Below are 17,506 nucleotides of genomic sequence, written 5' to 3' on the forward strand. Positions count from 1 at the left end.
CCGTGAGACTCCCATCCTTCTCCCGCTTGCCGGGAGAAGGTGGCCCGAAGGGCCGGATGAGGGCAGCGCCAGCCTGTCGGTGAGGCCGCGTTCTGGCGCGGATCAGCGCCGTCGTCTTCCACATACGAAAAAGGGCAGCCCGGCCGAAGCCGGTGCTGCCCTCATCCGACCCTGCTCCGCAGGGCCACCTTCTCCCGGCAAGCGGGAGAAGGGAAAGTCGCTACGCCGCCGGCTTGGCCAGGTTGCGCAGGACGTAGTTCAGGACGCCGCCGTTCTTGAAGTAGTCGAGCTCGGTCGGGGTATCGATGCGGCAGCGGACCGGGAAGCGGGCGATGCGGCCGTCCGACGGGCGGTACAGCTCGACGATCAACTGCTTGCGGGGCGCGAGGTCCTGCAGGCCGCGGATCGAGACGATCTCTTCACCCGTAAGACCAAGGCGCTGCCAGCCGTCGTTGAGGAACTGCAGGGGCAGAACGCCCATGCCGACCAGGTTGGAGCGGTGGATGCGCTCGAAGGTCTCGGCGATCACCGCGCGAACGCCGAGCAGCTTGGCGCCCTTGGCCGCCCAGTCGCGGCTGGAGCCGGTGCCGTATTCCTTGCCGGCGAAGACGACCGCCGGGCGGCCTTCTTCCTGGTAGCGCATGGCCGCGTCGTAGATCGGCATGGTCTGGCCGGACGGGAAGTGCTTGGTCACGCCGCCTTCGATCTCGGGGGTGATCTTGTTGCGGATGCGGATGTTGGCGAAGGTGCCGCGCATCATCACTTCGTGGTTGCCGCGGCGGCTGCCGTAGCCGTTAAAGTCCTCGAAGCGGACCTGGTGGTTCAGCAGGTACTCACCGGCCGGGCTGGCCTTCTTGATCGAACCGGCCGGGCTGATGTGGTCGGTGGTGATCGAGTCGCCGAACACGCCGAGGATCCGGGCCTCGACAATGTCGGTGACCGGGGTCGGCTGCATTTCCATGCCCACGAAGTAGGGCGGGTTCTGCACATAGGTCGAACCCATGTCCCAGGCGTAGGTCTGGCCGCCGGTGACCTTGATGGCCTGCCAGTTCTTGTCGCCGGTGAAGACGTCGCTGTAGCGTTCGGCGAACATCTTGCTGGTCACCGACTTCTTCTGCAGGGCGGCGATGTCGGCGTTGGTCGGCCAGATGTCCTTCAGGAAGACGTCCTTGCCCTTCTTGTCCTGGCCGATCGGCTGGGTGGTCAGGTCGATGTTCATCGAACCGGCCAGGGCGTAGGCGACGACCAGCGGCGGGCTGGCCAGGTAGTTGGCCCGCACGTCGGGGTTCACCCGGCCTTCGAAGTTCCGGTTGCCCGACAGCACGCTGGCGGCGACCAGGTCGCCCTCGGCGATGGCGGCCGAGACCGCTTCCGGCAGCGGGCCCGAGTTGCCGATGCAGGTGGTGCAGCCGTAGCCGACAAGGTTGAAGCCCAGCGCGTCGAGGTGCTTCTGCAGGCCGGCCTTGGCCAAGTAGTCGGTGACCACCTGCGAGCCGGGGGCCAGCGAGGTCTTCACCCAAGGCTTGACCGACAGGCCCTTGGCGATGGCGTTCTTGGCCAGCAGGCCGGCGGCGATCAGCACCGAGGGGTTGGAGGTGTTGGTGCAGCTGGTGATGGCGGCGATGACCACGTCGCCGTGGCCGACGTCGAACTTCTCGCCCTTCACCGGAACGCGCACATCGGCGCCTTCCTTCTTGCCGAACTCACCGGCCAGGGCTTCGGCGAAGGCCGAGGCGGCGTTGGAGAGCAGCACCTTGTCCTGCGGACGCTTGGGGCCGGCCAGCGAGGGCAGCACGTCGTCCAGCGCCAGTTCGAGGATGTCGGTGAACTCGGGCTCCGGCGCTTCGGGATCGAACCACATGCCCTGGGCCTTGGCGTAGGCCTCGACCAGGTTGACGCGGGCCGGGTCGCGGCCGGTGGCCTTCAAATAGTCGACGGTGGCTTGCGACACCGGGAAGAAGCCGCAGGTGGCGCCGTATTCGGGGGCCATGTTGGCGATGGTCGCCTGGTCCTCGATAGTCAGGTTGGCCAGGCCGTTGCCGAAGAACTCGACGAACTTGCCGACCACGCCCTTCTTGCGCAGCATCTGGGTGACGGTCAGCACCAGGTCGGTGGCGGTGGCGCCTTCCGGCAGGGCGCCGGTGAGGCGGAAGCCGATCACTTCCGGGATCAGCATCGGGATGGCCTGGCCGAGCATGGCGGCCTCGGCCTCGATGCCGCCCACGCCCCAGCCCAGGACGGCCAAGCCGTTGACCATGGTGGTGTGGCTGTCGGTGCCGACGACGGTGTCGGGATAGGCGACCTCATCGTCGTGGCCGGCGTCCTTGGCGGTCCAGACGGTCTGGGCCAGGTATTCCAGGTTCACCTGGTGGCAGATGCCGGTGCCGGGCGGCACAACGCGGAAGTTGTTGAAGGCCGAGCTGCCCCAGCGCAGGAAGTTGTAGCGCTCGAGGTTGCGCTGGTACTCGATGGCGACGTTGTCGCCGAAGGCCCTGGCGTTGCCGAAGTGATCGACCATCACCGAGTGGTCGATGACCAGGTCGACGGGGATCAGCGGGTTGATCTTGGTCGGGTCGCCGCCCAGCGCCGTCATGGCGTCGCGCATGGCGGCCAGGTCGACGACGGCCGGCACGCCGGTGAAGTCCTGCATCAGCACCCGGGCCGGGCGGAAGGCGATCTCGTGCTGCACGGCGCCCTTGTTCTGCACCCAGGCGGCCATGGCCTGGAAGTCGGCGCTGTCGGTCTCGGCGCCGTCTTCATTGCGCAGCAGGTTCTCGAGGAGCACCTTCAGCGAAACGGGCAGACGCGAAATACCGGAAAGACCGGCTTCCTCCGCGACGGGGAGGCTGTAGTAGACGTAGGTCTTGCCGCCGACGCTCAGAGTGCGGCGAACTTGCAGGCTGTCGATGGACGCCATTGGTGGGAGTACCTTTCCTGTTCCGGACCGCCCGAAAACCGCTCCCGGGATCGCGCGCACCTCGTAAGGGACGCACAGGGTCCCAAACGGCGCCGCGTACACTCCCGCGTGCGCGCGGGAGGTCGGTCGGGGGCTGTCTACTCCCGGTTCGGCCAAACGTCCATGCCGCCGCCAAGGACTTCTCCGCGCGGGTGCGCGCGTGATTAGCGGGCTCAGCGTCAAGGGCCTGTCGGTGCAGCGCGGCGAGCGGGTCCTGTTCCGCGACCTCGCTTTCAGCCTGCCGGCCGGAGAGGCCATCGCCCTGACCGGCGCCAATGGCTCGGGCAAGACCAGCCTGCTGCGCGTCATTGCCGGCCTGCTGCGGCCGGCGGCCGGTGACATCGTCTTCGAAGGCGCGGCCGAGGCCGACGTCGCCCGGCATGAGTCGGTGCATCTGCTCGGTCATGCCGACGGCCTCAAGGGCGGACGCACCGCGCTGGAGGAATTGAGCTTCCAGGCCGGCTGGCTGGGCGGTGACGACGAGGGCGTGGCGCGGGCCATCGAGCAGCTGGCCCTGACGCCGCTGCTCGACCTCGAGGTCCGCCGGCTCTCGGCCGGACAGCGGCGCCGGCTGGCCATGGCCCGGCTGATCGCGGCCCCCCGGCCCCTGTGGCTGCTCGACGAGCCGATGGCTCCACTGGACACCGCCCGTCGCGGCCTGCTCGCTGGGATGATGCAGGCGCACCTGGCCGGCGGCGGCCTGATTCTGGCGGCGGTGCACGACCCCCTGCCGATCCCGGCCCGGGTGCTGGAGATCGGCGCATGAGGCCGCTTGTCACCCTGCTGGTCCGCGAGCTGGCGCTCGGCTGGGGCCGGGGCGGCGGCCCCCTGCCGGCCCTGGCCTTCTACGCCGCCATCACCGTGCTGTTGCCGCTGGCGGCCGGGCCGGACACCAGTCGCCTGGGGCCGGTCGCCACCGGGGTGGCCTGGATGGCCCTGGCGCTGGCCAGCCTTCTCTCGCTGGAGCGCCTGTTCGAGCGCGACTTCGAGGACGGCGGCCTCGATCTCCTCATGACCGGGCCCCTGGCCCTGGAGCTGGTCTGCGGCGTCAAATGCCTGGCCCAGTGGATCACCACCGCCGGACCCCTGGCCCTGGCCGCGCCGGTGGCGGCGGTGATGCTGGGCGCGCCCTTGAGCGCGGCGCCGATGATCCTCGCCTGCGCCCTGGCCGGCGGCCTGGCCTTCGTCTTCGTCGGCGGCATCGGCGCGGCCCTGGCGCTCGGCGCCCGGCGCGGCGGACTGCTGGTGGCGGCGATCGTCCTGCCGCTGTTCAGCCCGCCGGTGATCTTCGGCGGCGCCGCCCTCTATGCCGACCAGCTGGGATCCGGGGCCGGCGGCGGCCTGCTCTTGCTGCTCGGCTGGACGGCCGGGGCGGTCGCCCTGTCACCGTTGGCCATGGCGGCGGCCTGCCGGAACGCCGTTCAGTGAAAGCTACAGGCCGGCAACAAATCTGTCGAAACCAGACATTCGCCTGCCACACCGTCCATTCAATCTGCGGCCATCCAAATCGGGGAGACCGAACAAAATGAAAAAGATTCTTCGTCACGCCGGCCTGCTGGCCACCGCCGCCTTCGTCCTGACCGCCGGGGGTTCCGCCCTCGCCGGCGAGCCCGCCAAAAAGGACGGCGCGCCCAAGGTCGAGCGCAAGGTGGTCATCATGAAAGACGGCGAACAGGTGGTTGTCAGCGGCGCCGATGGCGGCCGGCCGATGCCGATGCGCCGGCACATGGACCCGGCCGCCCACGCCGACCACATGCGCACCCTTCTGCAGCTGCGTCCGGAACAGGAAGCCGCCTTCCAGGCCTTCCTGGCGGCGACCGGGCCCGAACCTCACAAGATGCAAATGAAGCACGACGCCGACGGCAAGCCGCCCGAGCGCAAGATGCTGACCACGCCCGAGCGCCTCGACATGCAGGCCAAGCGGATGGCCGAGCACCAGGCCGCCTTCCAGAAACGCGCCGCGGCCACCCGCGCCTTCTACGGCCAGCTCAGCCCCAGCCAGCAGAAGGTGTTCGACACCCTGCACGCCCACCACGGCGGCGGCCGCCACATGAAGATCATCCGTCGCGGCGGCGCTGGCGGGCCGATGGGTGGCCCGGGCGATCACCGGATGATCATGCGCGGTGGCCCCGAAGGCGGCCCGCCGGCTCCCGGCGGCATGGCCTGGAACAGCGAGGACGGCGAGGACTTCGCCATGCTGGAGGGTGAGGACATGGACATCCAGGTCTTCATCGACGGCGAAGAGATCGACGGCGGCGACGAAGACTAAGGGAAGACCGAACCTTGCCCGCCGTCTCCCACCCCTTTAGACGGCGGGTATGGTCTCTTTCCTGACCAATCCCAGGTCCTTCATGGCCTTCTCGCGGATCGCCGCGCCCGTGCTGGGCGTGGCGACCGCCTGCGCCTTCGCGCTCGGCCTCTACCGCACCTTCACGGTTCCGGAAGACGCCCTGCACGGCGACACCGTGCGGATGATGTTCATCCATGTGCCGGCCGCCTGGCTGGCCATGTTCACCTATGCCTGCCTGGGCGTCGCCAGCCTGCTGAACCTTGTGTTCAAGCAAGCCCTCGCGGACCTGGCGGCCCGGACCTGCGCCCCGCTCGGCGCCGCCTTCACGGCTCTCGCCCTGGTCACCGGCGCGCTCTGGGGCCGGCCGACCTGGGGGACCTATTGGGCCTGGGATGGGCGGATGACCTCGGTGCTGGTCCTCTTCCTGCTGTGGCTGGCCTATATCGCCCTGCGCGCCGCTATTGACGACGAGGCCCGCGCCGCCCGGGCCGGGGCCATCCTGGCGCTGGTGGGCGTGATCAACCTGCCGATCATCCACTTCTCGGTCTACTGGTGGAACAGCCTGCACCAAGGCTCCTCGACCCTCGGCGCCGACAAGGGCGATGGTCTGCCGCCGGTCTATGGCGCGACGCTCGGCATCATGGGCCTGGCCTATCTGGGCCTGTTCGGCGCGCTCTGGCTGACGCGGATCCGCACCGAGGTGCGCCTGCGCCGGCTGCGCGCCGCCGCCCTGCGCGCGGCGGAGGACTGACGATGTTCGATTTCGACTATGGCGCCTACGCCCCCTACATCTGGAGCGCCTTCGCCATCACGGCCGTGGTGCTCTGCTGGATGATCGCCGACAGCCTGCTGGCCGCCCGCCGCGCCGCGGCTGAGGCCCGGGCCAAGGGCCTTGAGGACGACTGGGCGTGAAACGCCTTGCCGCGCTCCTGCCGCTCATCGCCCTGGTCCTGCTGGCGGCCGTGTTCGCGGCCAAGTCGCTGTGGCGGGACACCCAGGTCGAAACCCACGCCATGGTCGGCAAGCCGCTGCCGGCGGTGATGCTGCCGGGCCTGGACGGCGCCGCGCCTCGGGCGGTGAAGGTCGGCAAGGGACCCTATCTGGTCAACTTCTTCGCCAGCTGGTGCCCGCCCTGCATCGTCGAGCATCCGGCGCTGATGGCCCTTGAGGCCGAGGGCGTGACCATCGTCGGCGTCGCCTACAAGGATGATCCGGCCAACTCACGAGCTTTCCTGGCCGAGCGCGGCGACCCCTTCGCCACGGTGCTGGTCGACCGCGACGGCCGGGCCGGGATGGAGTTCGGGGTCACGGGTCCGCCGGAGACCTATCTGGTGTCCTCTGACGGCATCATCCTGGCCAAGCACATCGGCGAACTGGACGACAGGTCGATCCGAACCCTGCTCAGCCAGGCGCGTTAAGGTTTCGCTAACCATAACCGCCGAAGCCTGTTGGCATGGCCGATATCCGTCCGACCAGTTGGCAGCCCGCCGCCGCCCCAACGACAGCGCCCACCCGCACGGCGGCCCAGCGCGCCTTCTTCGACGCCGCCATGGGCCGCACCGCCGCCCCGGCAGCGCCGGTCGCCGCGCCTGAACCGGTGGCGGCGCCGGTGCAGCGGCCGTTGCAGGCGTCGGCCATGACAGAAGAGCCGCCGAAGAAGATTCTGCGGCCGGGCTCGCTGGTCGATATCAGGGTCTAGAACGGCGAGCGCGCCGGCGCCTCAACTCTCCGCCCCAAGGGCCGAGGGCGAAGTTCGCCCGCCCCGTGGGGCCTAGCGCTCTTCGTCGAACTTGTGGGCGACCAGGTCGCACAGGGCGTCCAGCGCCGCCGTCGCCTCCGGCCCTTCGGCGCTGATCTCGACACTGGAGCCGATCCCCGCCGCCAGCATCATCAGCCCCATGATCGAGCGGGCATCGACCGACTGCCCCTCCCGGCTGACCTGGATTTCCGCGTCGAAACTGCCGGCCAGCTTGACGAACTTGGCCGAGGCGCGGGCGTGCAGGCCCCGCTCATTCACAATCTCGACAATCCGGCGTTGGCTCACTTGTCGGCCGCCAGCATGTAGGAGGCGACGGCGATGTACTTGCGGCCGGCGTCCTGGGCGTGGTGGACGCAGGCCTCCAGGGTCTCGCGGGTGCGCAGCGAGGCCAGCTTGATCAGCATCGGCAAATTGAGGCCGGCGATGACCTCGGCGCGGGTCTGTTCCATGACGCTGATGGCCAGGTTCGAGGGCGTGCCGCCGAACATGTCGGTCAGCAGGATGACGCCCTCGCCGGTGTCCACGCGCCCGCAGGCCGCCAGGATATCCTTGCGGCGCTTTTCCATGTCGTCCTCGGGGCCGATGCAGATGGGCACGACCTGCTCCTGCGGGCCCACCACATGCTCCATGGCGAAGACAAACTCTTCGGCCAGCCGTCCGTGCGTGACGATCACCAGGCCGATCATGCCCGCATTCTCACAAAATCATCCCCATACCCGGAGCTTTCGGCCGCGCGGGAGGCCTTGATACGCTCCTCCTCAGCGAAACCCAACCCGTTCGAGCGCGGCGATCAGTTTCAGGGGTGCGGCGGGTTCGAATGGCCACAGGCGACGCAAGGGAAGGGTGACGCCAAGCCGCTCCTCCGTCTCCGGTTCCGGCAGGCGTTCGATAGCGGCGGGGTCCGGTTCGCAGGCGACGATGAGGTCGATGCCGGCGTAGGGCAGGGCCTCGACCGGGGCGATGCCGAGGCCCCGCATTTCCAGCAGGCCGGAAAGGGTGTCGGGGGCGCGGCCGAACAGTCGGCCCTCACTGGTCCAGGCCAGCACCCGGTCGTCGGCCACCAGACGGCCGCCGAGATTGAGGGTTCGCAGGGCCAGATCGCTCTTGCCCGCCCCGGACGGTCCCTCGATCAGCACACCGCGCCAGCGGCCGCGCTGGCGCAGAGCCACCAGGCCGGCATGCAGGATCATCCGCGGGATCCGGAGGTGCTGGTGAGGGGCAGGCTGACCTCGAACCTGGCCCCGACCACCTTGCCGGTCTCGTCGGTGCGGTTGTGGGCCTGCACCGAGCCGCCATGGGCCAGGGTGATCTGGCGGGCGATGGAGAGGCCAAGGCCCGAGTTGCCGCCGAACGCCGCGCCCTTGGGCCGGCTGGTGTAGAAGCGCTCGAAGACCGTTTCGAGGTTGTCTGGCGGGATGCCGGGGCCGTCGTCCTCGACCACGACCAGCACCCGGCCCTTCTCGGGAATGACGTTGACCCGCACCTCGCCGTCCTTCGGGCTGAAGGAGCGGGCGTTGTCGATGAGGTTGCGGAACACCTGGCCCAGCGGCCCTTCCTGGCCGGGAATGACGGTTTCGCCCTCGGGGGCGATCAGGGTGACGCGGGCCTCGCCGGGTTTCCGGGCGGCGTCGTAGATCGACAGGATGTCGGTCAGCAGGCGGGTGACATCGAAGCGGCGGAAGGATTCGCGGCTGAGCTCTGCGTCGAGGCGCGAGGCGTTGGAGATATCGCCGATCAGCCGGTCGAGCCGGCCGACATCCTGCTTGAGGATGTTCAACAGCTTCTCGCGACCCGGACCGTCGGGGACGATCTCCAGGGTCTCGACCGCCGAGCGGATGGAGGTCAGCGGATTGCGGATCTCATGGGCCACGTCGGCGGCGAAGCGTTCGATGGCGTCCATGCGCGTCGACAGGGTGTCGGTCATCTCCTCCAGGGAGCGCGACAGGTCGCCGATCTCGTCCTGGCGGCGGGCGAGGTCGGGCAGGCTGATGGCGCGGGCCCGGTTCAGCCGCACCCGGTCGGCGGCCTCGGCCAGCCGCAGCATCGGCCGCGCCACCAGGGCATAGAGCAGCACCGAGGAGAGCAGGGTGACGGCGATGGCGATCAGGGCAAAGGGAATCAGCGCCCGGCGCTCGGCGGCGATGATCTCGTCGACGTCGCTGGCCTCCAGGGTCAGCACGCCCAGCACCGCCTTCACCCGCTGCACGGGGATGGAGACGCTGACCACGGTGTGGCCGTTCTCGGCGATGCGGGTGTTGCGCACCCGCTCGCCCAGCATGGCCTCGCGCCACTCGTCGGCCAGGTCGCGGCGGGCCTTGTCGATCAGCTTGGGGTCGGCGTCGGCGTCCTGCAGGCGGAAGCTGGGGGCGGTTTCGCCCCGTCGGCGGGCGGGTGGCAGGGCACGCCATTCGACGCGGTCATCGACGACATAGCTGTCGGCCAACAGCCTTCCTTGCGTGTCGTAGAGGCGCACCCGCTGCGAGGGCGATAGGTGCAGCAGCTGCAGCAGCTGGGCGGCGCGGTCGGCCTGCAGGAAGGGAATCGGCTCGCCCTGGGTGGCGGCCTCGGCCATCAGCTGGACGATCAGGTCGCCCTGCACCGACAGGCTGTCGATGCGGGCCTCGACCAGGCCGCGGCGGATCTCGTTGAGCACCAGGGCCCCCGAGATCAGCACCGCCAGCCCGATCAGATTCAGGCCCACGATCAGCCGGCCGAGCTTGGATCCACGCGACCAGAAGCGCCAGCGCGAGACGCGCCTTCCCGGTTCAGGGTGGGGCGCATCCGCTCTGGTGGCTTCAGAGTCCCGGGGGTCAGGACTCGCGGTAGCGGTAGCCGACGCCATACAGGGTCTCGATCGCGTCGAACTCGTTGTCCACCTGGCGGAACTTCTTGCGCATCCGCTTGATGTGGCTGTCGATGGTGCGGTCATCGACATAGACCTGATCGTCGTAGGCCGCGTCCATCAGGTTGTCGCGGCTCTTCACGAAGCCGGGCCGCTGGGCCAGGGACTGCAGCAGCAGGAACTCGGTGACGGTCAAGCGCACCGGCTTGCCCTCCCAAAGGCTCTCATGGCGTTCCGGATCGAGGGTCAGCTTGCCGCGGCGCATCATCTTGGCGCTGGCCGCCTCCTTGGCCTCGGCGGAAACACCGCTGTCCTCCGGCGCGGCGCGGCGCAGCACGGCCTTCACCCGCTCCAGCAACAGTCGCTGGCTGAACGGCTTGTGCATGTAGTCGTCGGCGCCGAGGTTGAAGCCGAGGATCTCGTCGATCTCGTCGTCCTTGCTGGTCAACATGATGACCGGCACCTCGCTGGTCTGGCGCAGCCGGCGCAGCAGCTCCATGCCGTCCATGCGCGGCATCTTCACGTCGAGGATGGCCAGGTCCGGCGGATCGTTCTGCAGGGCCTCCAGGCCCGACGCGCCGTCGTAGTAGGCCTTCACACTGTGGCCGTGGCTTTCCAGCGCCAGGGAGACGGAAGCAACGATGTTCTCGTCGTCGTCCACGAGGGTGATGTTCGCCATGGTGTCCTTTTGCCTTCGAGGGGCGTGATGAATTGTAGAGAAACTAACGCCCGCAACGCCCAGTGCAACGCATGGACGGGCTACATGGCCGCAATAGGCGCCGCAATAGGGCGAGAAGTCGGCGCGGCATTTCGGTGATGATACGCTAAACGTCGCCTTAAGGCGTTGGGTATTAGGCTGAATCCGGGAAATGGGGACCTGGATGGACCGCGGCCAGATTCACTACGAGCTCTTCGTGCGTCGGAACCCGACGTCGGGCTGGGTGCTCGACCTCGCCACCGAGGACCGCTCGCGCGCCGTCGAGACTGCCGAGGCCCTGCTGGAAGCGGGTCATGTCGCCGCCGTGCGGGTCTGCAAGGAGGTGCTCGATCCGGAGACCCGCGAGTTCCGGTCCGTCACCATCCTCAACAAGGGCGCGCCGGAACGCGGCAAGCAGAAGAAGGCGGTCGAGAACCGCGAGCCGCTGTGCGTCAGTCCGCAGGACCTCTACACCGTCCACGCCCGCGAGCGGATCGGCCGGCTGCTCGACAACTGGCTGCTGCGCCAGCGGGCGACGCCGTTCGAGCTGCTGCACCGGGCCGACCTGGTCGAGAAGCTGGACGCCTCTGGCGTCGAACTGCAGCACGCGGTGCAGAAGGTGGCCGTGCCCGAGGCCCAGGCGCGCGGCGTCGGGGTTCACGAGATCATCCGCACCTTCCAGACCCTGATCGAGCGGGCCATCTCGCGGTTGATCAAGGACCAGCGGCGCGGCGCCTTCCCCGACTTCCACAAGGAAAACTTCGCCTCGGCGGTCGAGCGGCTGTGGAACGAGCCGGAGCGCGGCTACCTGCTCGGGGCCGGCGTCGCCGCCTATCTGGCCGGATCGACCAGCTGGAACGAGAAGATCGGCCGGCTGCTGGACCTGGCCGAGAAGGCCCCGATGGAGAACGGCGGCCGTGTCGCCGCCCTGAGCGCGCTCGAACAGCCCCTGGCCGAGATCGTGGGCGGCAAGGCAGGCCTCGGTGACCTCCTCGGCGCCGATCTCGATCTGGGCGACACGCTCGCCGCCATCACCCGCCTGGCCGGGGCCCGCGCCGTCGAGGCCCTGATCCAGATGGAACCCTCGGTCGCCAAGGTAATGCCGCAGCTGCCGCCCGCCGCCGCGCGCCTGGCCACCTGGCTGGACGGCGGACAGTTCGACAGCGTCCGCGCGGCCCTGGCCCAGCGGGTGCTGCGCGAGCTGGTCGGTCCGCGGCGTCTGAAGCCCGGCGATCCGGAGGCCGAGATCGCCTGCCTGCGAGCCCTGGCCATGGCCCTGACCGCCGCCGACGGCCGCATCCTGCAGCTCGAGGACGTCCACACGGCTTTCACCACCCGCTCGGCCACCCTGGTCGCCAGCGATTTTGTCGAGTCCCTGCTCGGCAAGCAGCGCGGCGCCCGCGAAGAGGTCGAAACCCTCGCCCACCTGGCCGAGAACGTCACCGGCGCGGCCAACAAGCGCCAGGCCGCGCGCTGGCTGGGGGCCAACATCTCGGCTTTGAAGTTCGAGAAGGAAATGCGCTACGGGCCCGACACGCCGCCGGCCAAGCTGGCGGCCCTGGCCACCCTGCAGCGTAGCATCGACCGGTTGGGCCTGCCCGACGAGGATCGCGACTTGCTGAAGGGCCGGCTTGGCGAGATCGGCGGCCATGTCGAGGCGGATGCGCGGCTGGTGCTGCTGTTGACCCGCGCCGAGGCGCCGATCGTCCATAAGCTGAACCTCCTGCTGCGCCTGGCCATCGGCGAGGCCGCCCCCCTGGGACCGGCCGCCGACCGGGCCCGGATCGAGGCGCTGAAGCTGACCCGGGCGCCGGAGCTCCGCCAGGAAATCGCCCGCAGCCCGCAGGCGGCCGAGAAGGTGCGAGACCTGCTGCGCACGGCAGGCTTGGCGGCATAGGGGGGCGGCGGGCTCCGTCCCTCCCCATTCGGGGAGGGATGTCCGCGTCTTTCCTCACCGCTCATAGCAAAAGGGCCCGAGGTTTCCCTCGGGCCCTTCGCTTAAGCGTTACCGCTCAGATCAGAAGTTGATCTGGATCGTCGAGCGGCGGTTCAGGGGTTCCTTCACCCCGTCGCCGGTGGCGACGGCGGGCTCGGATTCGCCCTTCCAGTCGACGGCCAGCTTGCCGCTGTCGACACCGAGGCCGACGAGGGCGTCAGCGACGGCCTTCGAACGGCGCTGCGACAGGCCGACGTTGTACTTCGCCGAACCGGAGGTGTCGGCGTGACCGACGACGACGATCTGGGTGGCGTTGCCCGAAGAGGCGTACTGGGCGGCTTCCGAGACCACGGCCTGGGCTTCCGGCGTCAGGATCGATTGATCGAACGGGAAGTAGACGATGAACTCCTTGGCAACCGGCGCCGGCGGCGGCGGGGGCGGGGGAGGGGTGGGCTCAGGCGGCGGGGGCGGCGGCGGGGCCGGCGGTTCCGGCGGCGGCGGGGGCGGCGGGGCGGCTTGCGCGAAGCTGTAGCGCAGACCGAAGGTCAGCGACTGGTCTTCGTACTGGCCTTCGATGTCGCCAACCGCCGGGAGCAGGACGGAGGTCGCCGACTGCGACGTGCTGAAGCGCATGTCGTTGCCGTCGAGGTAACGGTAGGTCAGGTCACCGGTCAGGCGATCGGTGATGTCGAAGGCGAGACCACCGAGGAACTGCCAGGCGAAGGCGGTGTCGTTGTCGTGAACCGCGAAGGTGCCGTACAGCGGGTTGGTGTTGAACCGACCACCGAATTCCATGTCGACGTAGTTGACGCCGACGCCCGCGCCGATGAACGGACGGAAGCTGGAGTTCGGGAAGAAGTCATAGATGACGTTCGCCATCAGCGTGTAGGCTTCGACGGAACCATCGACGCCGGTATCGCAGAGCGGCAGGGTCGCGCCGCAGATTTCGTTCGGAATGGTGGCCGGGCGGGCCGGAACCGTCGGCGACTGCGAGATCGACTCGATGTCACCGGTGCGGACGCCGCCTTCCAGTTCCACCCGCCAGTGCGGCGTGATCTGGTAACCGATGCGGGCGAAACCGGCGAGGTTGTCTTCCTGCTGGATCTTGTAGCGGTAGGCGAGACCGTCGTTGGCCAGGCCTTCCGAGGAGGTGTCGATCGATTCCGGAGCGTGATAGCCGAGGTCGAATGCCCCGTACCAGCCGCTTTCCTGAGCCATGGCCTGGGGAGCCAGCGCCAAGGCGGCGATCGCACCCACACCGCTCAGCAACAGTGTTTTCGTCTTCAAGGTGAGCCCCTCACAATTCGTTTTGCCAACGCGCCATCGCTCGGCATGATCTGTACCGCACGGCCCGCAGAATCTGCCGTATCTCCGTCCCCTCGAGGATCGGACATACGAAAGGAACCCCTCCGGACCGCGGTCGATGGCTCAACACCCTCGGGAGCACTAGGTTCCCAAAAAAATGTCGGGTCGCCGACCTCTCTGCGCACATCATGCGCAATGGGCGCGACCTTACGCCACGGGTTCGGGAATTTCCAGTCTTGTTGCGCTGCAAACCGACTTGGGCGTCAGCCTTCGTCCGGGGTGTTGGCGTCGAGTTCGGCGATCCAGGCGTCGACGCGGGCGTCGGACGGCATCCGCCAGTCGCCGCGCGGCGACAGGGCGCCGCCGGAGGAGATCTTAGGGCCGTTAGGGACGGCGGAGCGCTTGAACTGATTGGCGAAGAACCGGGTCAGGAACAGCCTCAGCCAGCTCTTTATCGCTCGCAGATCATGGGTTTTCCGGTCTTTTTGCGGAATCTCGGCCGGCCAGGACCGGGTGCTGTGCGGGCCCCACGCCTCGAAGGACAGGTAGGCGATCCGCGAGGGCGGGAAACCATACCGCGCCAGGTAATGGAGGTTGAAATCCTGCAGCGCGTAGGGGCCCACGGACGCCTCCGTGGACTGGGTTTCGCCGCTGTGGCTTGCCGGTATCAGTTCCGGAGAAATTTCCGAGGCGAGCACGTCGCGCAACACATCGGTGGTCTCATCATCGACCTCGCTCGAGTCGGCCAGGAACCGGATCAGGTGCTGGATGAGCGTCTTGGAGACCGATGCGTTGGGATTGTAGTGGCTCATATGGTCGCCGACGCCATAGGTGCACCAGCCCAACGCCAGCTCCGACAGATCGCCGGTGCCGACCACCAGCCCGCCATGCTGGTTGGCCAGGCGGAACAGATAGTCGGTCCGCAATCCGGCCTGGACGTTCTCGAAGGTGACGTCGTGCACGGGCTCGCCGCCCGCGAACGGGTGGCCCATGGTCTCGAACATGGTCATGGCGGTTGGGCGGATATCGAGTTCCGCGGCCGTGACGCCCAGGGCGGTCATCAGCCGCCAGGCATTGGCCTTGGTGCCTTCCGAGGTGGCGAACCCCGGCATCGTCCAGGCCAGGACGTTGGTGCGTGGCAGACCGAGCGCATCCATCACCTTGGCGGCGACCAGCAGGGCCTGGGTGGAGTCCAGGCCGCCGGAGACGCCGATGATCAGTTTCGTCAGGCCGGTGGATTTCAGCCGCTGGGCCAGACCCTGGACCTGGATGTTGTAGGCCTCGTGGCATTCCTCGATCAGGCGGGCGCTGTCGCTGGGCACGAAGGGAAAGCGCTCCAGCGGCCGGGCCAGCTCGAGCACGCCCTCGGGCGGGGCGATCTCGAGGGCGATGCGGCGGAAAGGGGTGCGCGTCCGGCTGACGGCCGCGTCGCCGAAGGTCACCGTGCGCCGCCGCTCCTGGCGCAGGCGCAGAACGTCGACGTCGGCGATGGCAAGGGTCGAGGCGGTCGGGAAGCGCCGGCTCTCGACCAGCTGGGCGCCCAGTTCGAACACCGCCGCCTGGCCGTCCCAGGCGTTGTCGGTGGTCGATTCCCCGGGCCCGGCGGCCGAATAGACATAGGCCGCCTGGCAGCGCAGCGACTGGCTGGCGCAGAGCAGCTGGCGTTCCCTGGCCTTGCCGATGACGATGTTGCTGGCCGACAGGTTGAGCAGGATCTCGGCCCCGGCCATCGCCGCGGCGGTCGAGGGTGGCTCGGGCGTCCAGACATCCTCGCAGATCTCGACCGCGAAGGTCGCCGCCGCGCGGCCCAGCATCTCGATGTCGAAGAGCAAGTCGGTGCCGAACGGCGCGGCCTGGCCGGCCACCGTCAGGGTGCGCCCGACGACGCCCAGGCCGGAGGCGAACCAGCGGCGCTCATAGTATTCGCGGTAGTTGGGCAGGTAGGTCTTGGGCACGACGCCGAGGATGGTCCCGCCCTGGATGATGACAGCGCAGTTGTAGAGCCGGCTCTCGCCGCGCAGCGGGGCGCCGACCACGAAGGCCGGGCGCAGCTTGCGGCTGGCTTCGACCAGGGTGGCGAGGCCGGCCTCGACGGCGTCGAGCAGGGCTTCCTGGTGGAACAGGTCGTCGATCGAATAGGCCGACAGCCCCAGCTCGGGGAAGGTCATCAGCGCCACGCCCTCGGCATGACCCCGCTCGAGCAGCGCAAGCGTCTCGGCGGCGTTGCGGGCCGGGTCGGCGACGGCGGTCAGCGGCACACAGCCGGCGACGCGGACAAAGCCGTGCCGGTAGGGCGAACGAAAGGGCAGGTCGGTGGGCGTGCGCTTGGCCATGGGAGCTATATAGCCACAGTCTTGGCGTTACGGGAGGCGGCCAGGCTCCGGCGGTCGGCCCTTGTCGAAGCGGCAGACCATTATACCCGGCGGCCGGATATCCACCCAGAAGGCGAGATTCGTCGACTCGATCCTGGCGATTCGCCTAACCGGCTCATCTCACGTGACTTTCTGGTTGAGGCGGGAGCGGGGATTGTCGGCGCCCGCGTTGACAGGACGTGGGCGCCGGGGCGGGGAATGTAGGCCCGTCGAGACCGGAGCATGTCAACACGCCGGACGGCGGCGGGAACAGCCGAAATCCGGTCCAAAACTATATGTCTAGACATATTCATCTGGCCGGACGGCGGTTCACCCCATGTGGTGCAGCACCGCGCCGCGTTCCTCCGGCATCCGGGCGCCGGCCTCTTCGGCCGTCTCGCTGATCAGCCGCAGGGCGATGAGCAGGTCGCGCAGCTCCTCGCGGGCGGCGAGGCGGGGTGAACTGACGCCGCCCGGCCGCACGCCGGGGGCAAGGTCGGCGATGGTCAGGCCGAAGGGGAACATCTCGCGATAGGCCACCCGCTCGCGCAGCGGCGGACCCATGCGGAAGCCGACCTCGTCGGCCAGGGCCTCCAGGCCGTGGGTCAGGCGTTCGCGGTTGCGGCCGTCGTTGGCGGCCATGCGGTTGCGCATGACCACCCAGTCCAGCCGCCGGCCGTGACGCTCGCGCGTCGCCCGCGCCTCCTGCACCACCTGGGTGTAGAGGCTGGGCCGCAGGAGTCTAAGGGTCAGGGGGTCGACCTGGCCCAGAACATCGAAGTCGACGAAGCTGTCGTTCATCGGGGTGACCACCAGGTCGGCCTGCAGGTGGGCGCAACGCGACACGGCGGTGTCGGACCCGGGCGTGTCGATGACCACGAGGTCGGCGTCGGCCATGGCCATTCCGATGGCGCTCTCGAAGCGGGAGATGGCCTCCTCCGGGTCGGCGGCGGCCAGGTAGCCGGGGTCATCGTGCAGCTTGAATTCCAGCGGCACCGGAGCCTCGACCCCGGCGGCGGGCAGCCAGCTGCGGCGGTTGGCCAGGAAGCGGCTGAAGCTCTGCTGACGCAGGTCGGCGTCGATCACCGCCACGCGGGAGCCGCGATAGAGCATGGAGGTGGCGATCAGCGCCGCCAGGGTCGACTTGCCGGCTCCGCCTTTTTCGTTGCCGACAACGATGACCCGCGCCCCGAGGGCCCGTTGATTGTCGTTGCGGGCGCCCCGCCACCAGATCGGCTTTTCCATCCCCATCCCCGTCCCCGTTCGATACGCCCAGGCGCGTACCAGGACAGGCCCCTGCAACAGCCAGGCCAAGGGCTTTTACCATACCGGATTGGTGTTGAGCGAATCCGGTTCGGCGAAACTTTGAT

Annotated in this window: 17 protein-coding genes; 8 read left to right on the forward strand and 9 right to left on the reverse strand. The window is 68.7% G+C overall.

Going from position 1 to position 17,506, the window contains the following annotated elements:
- Window positions 1–220: 220 nt before the first annotated feature.
- The gene (gene acnA / locus O5I81_RS01490) at window positions 221–2,917 is read right to left on the reverse strand and encodes an aconitate hydratase AcnA (RefSeq protein ID WP_271067172.1); all 2,697 of its coding nucleotides are present in this window, start codon (window positions 2,915–2,917) and stop codon (window positions 221–223) included.
- A 199-nt stretch (window positions 2,918–3,116) separates the two neighbouring features.
- On the opposite strand from acnA, the gene ccmA reads away from it, so the two are divergent.
- From ccmA to O5I81_RS01525, 7 genes are all read left to right on the forward strand, one after another.
- The gene (gene ccmA, locus O5I81_RS01495) at window positions 3,117–3,722 is read left to right on the forward strand and encodes a heme ABC exporter ATP-binding protein CcmA (protein WP_271067173.1); all 606 of its coding nucleotides are present in this window, start codon (window positions 3,117–3,119) and stop codon (window positions 3,720–3,722) included.
- Complete coding sequence (gene ccmB, locus O5I81_RS01500) at window positions 3,719–4,384, forward strand: heme exporter protein CcmB (protein WP_271067174.1); 666 nt, start codon at window positions 3,719–3,721, stop codon at window positions 4,382–4,384. Before ccmA ends, ccmB begins: the two co-directional genes overlap by 4 nt.
- 97 nt (window positions 4,385–4,481) lie before the next feature.
- On the forward strand, window positions 4,482–5,225 hold the full coding sequence (locus O5I81_RS01505; protein WP_271067175.1) for a Spy/CpxP family protein refolding chaperone: 744 nt from the start codon (window positions 4,482–4,484) through the stop codon (window positions 5,223–5,225).
- A 49-nt stretch (window positions 5,226–5,274) separates the two neighbouring features.
- Entirely contained in the window at window positions 5,275–5,997 is a 723-nt protein-coding gene (gene ccmC / locus O5I81_RS01510; protein ID WP_271067176.1) for a heme ABC transporter permease CcmC, read from the forward strand.
- Window positions 5,998–5,999: 2 nt separating this feature from the next.
- The gene (ccmD, locus tag O5I81_RS01515) at window positions 6,000–6,158 is read left to right on the forward strand and encodes a heme exporter protein CcmD (RefSeq protein ID WP_271067177.1); all 159 of its coding nucleotides are present in this window, start codon (window positions 6,000–6,002) and stop codon (window positions 6,156–6,158) included.
- On the forward strand, window positions 6,155–6,664 hold the full coding sequence (locus tag O5I81_RS01520) for a DsbE family thiol:disulfide interchange protein (RefSeq protein ID WP_271067178.1): 510 nt from the start codon (window positions 6,155–6,157) through the stop codon (window positions 6,662–6,664). Before ccmD ends, O5I81_RS01520 begins: the two co-directional genes overlap by 4 nt.
- Window positions 6,665–6,699: 35 nt before the next feature.
- Window positions 6,700–6,945, forward strand: a complete 246-nt coding sequence (locus O5I81_RS01525) for a hypothetical protein (RefSeq protein WP_271067179.1) — start codon at window positions 6,700–6,702, stop codon at window positions 6,943–6,945.
- A gap of 72 nt (window positions 6,946–7,017) precedes the next feature.
- Here the strand turns inward: O5I81_RS01525 and O5I81_RS01530 are convergent, their stop codons facing one another.
- The 5 genes from O5I81_RS01530 to O5I81_RS01550 all read right to left on the reverse strand — a co-directional run bounded on the left by O5I81_RS01530 (window position 7,018) and on the right by O5I81_RS01550 (window position 10,526).
- Window positions 7,018–7,290: an HPr family phosphocarrier protein gene (locus tag O5I81_RS01530; RefSeq protein ID WP_271067180.1), complete on the reverse strand. Its 273-nt coding sequence runs from the start codon at window positions 7,288–7,290 to the stop codon at window positions 7,018–7,020.
- A complete protein-coding gene (locus tag O5I81_RS01535; RefSeq protein ID WP_271067181.1) occupies window positions 7,287–7,691 on the reverse strand; it encodes a PTS sugar transporter subunit IIA in 405 nt (134 codons plus the stop codon). The genes O5I81_RS01530 and O5I81_RS01535 overlap by 4 nt, the downstream gene beginning before the upstream one ends.
- A 72-nt stretch (window positions 7,692–7,763) precedes the next feature.
- On the reverse strand, window positions 7,764–8,195 hold the full coding sequence (locus O5I81_RS01540) for an HPr kinase/phosphorylase (RefSeq protein WP_271067182.1): 432 nt from the start codon (window positions 8,193–8,195) through the stop codon (window positions 7,764–7,766).
- Complete coding sequence (locus O5I81_RS01545) at window positions 8,192–9,847, reverse strand: ATP-binding protein (RefSeq protein ID WP_271067183.1); 1,656 nt, start codon at window positions 9,845–9,847, stop codon at window positions 8,192–8,194. The genes O5I81_RS01540 and O5I81_RS01545 overlap by 4 nt, the downstream gene beginning before the upstream one ends.
- Window positions 9,816–10,526, reverse strand: a complete 711-nt coding sequence (locus O5I81_RS01550; RefSeq protein WP_271067184.1) for a response regulator transcription factor — start codon at window positions 10,524–10,526, stop codon at window positions 9,816–9,818. The genes O5I81_RS01545 and O5I81_RS01550 overlap by 32 nt, the downstream gene beginning before the upstream one ends.
- A gap of 202 nt (window positions 10,527–10,728) precedes the next feature.
- Between O5I81_RS01550 and O5I81_RS01555 the strand changes: the two genes are divergently transcribed.
- Window positions 10,729–12,441: a hypothetical protein gene (locus O5I81_RS01555; RefSeq protein ID WP_271067185.1), complete on the forward strand. Its 1,713-nt coding sequence runs from the start codon at window positions 10,729–10,731 to the stop codon at window positions 12,439–12,441.
- A gap of 120 nt (window positions 12,442–12,561) precedes the next feature.
- Here the strand turns inward: O5I81_RS01555 and O5I81_RS01560 are convergent, their stop codons facing one another.
- The 3 genes from O5I81_RS01560 to O5I81_RS01570 form a co-directional block, all read right to left on the reverse strand.
- The gene (locus O5I81_RS01560; protein ID WP_271067186.1) at window positions 12,562–13,767 is read right to left on the reverse strand and encodes an OmpA family protein; all 1,206 of its coding nucleotides are present in this window, start codon (window positions 13,765–13,767) and stop codon (window positions 12,562–12,564) included.
- A 281-nt stretch (window positions 13,768–14,048) separates the two neighbouring features.
- Window positions 14,049–16,118: an NAD(+) synthase gene (locus O5I81_RS01565; RefSeq protein ID WP_271067187.1), complete on the reverse strand. Its 2,070-nt coding sequence runs from the start codon at window positions 16,116–16,118 to the stop codon at window positions 14,049–14,051.
- 348 nt (window positions 16,119–16,466) lie between these two features.
- Complete coding sequence (locus O5I81_RS01570) at window positions 16,467–17,381, reverse strand: division plane positioning ATPase MipZ (RefSeq protein ID WP_271067188.1); 915 nt, start codon at window positions 17,379–17,381, stop codon at window positions 16,467–16,469.
- Between the last annotated feature and the right edge of the window lie 125 nt (window positions 17,382–17,506).

It is taken from the genome of Caulobacter sp. NIBR1757, assembly GCF_027912495.1.
GTDB lineage: Bacteria > Pseudomonadota > Alphaproteobacteria > Caulobacterales > Caulobacteraceae > Caulobacter.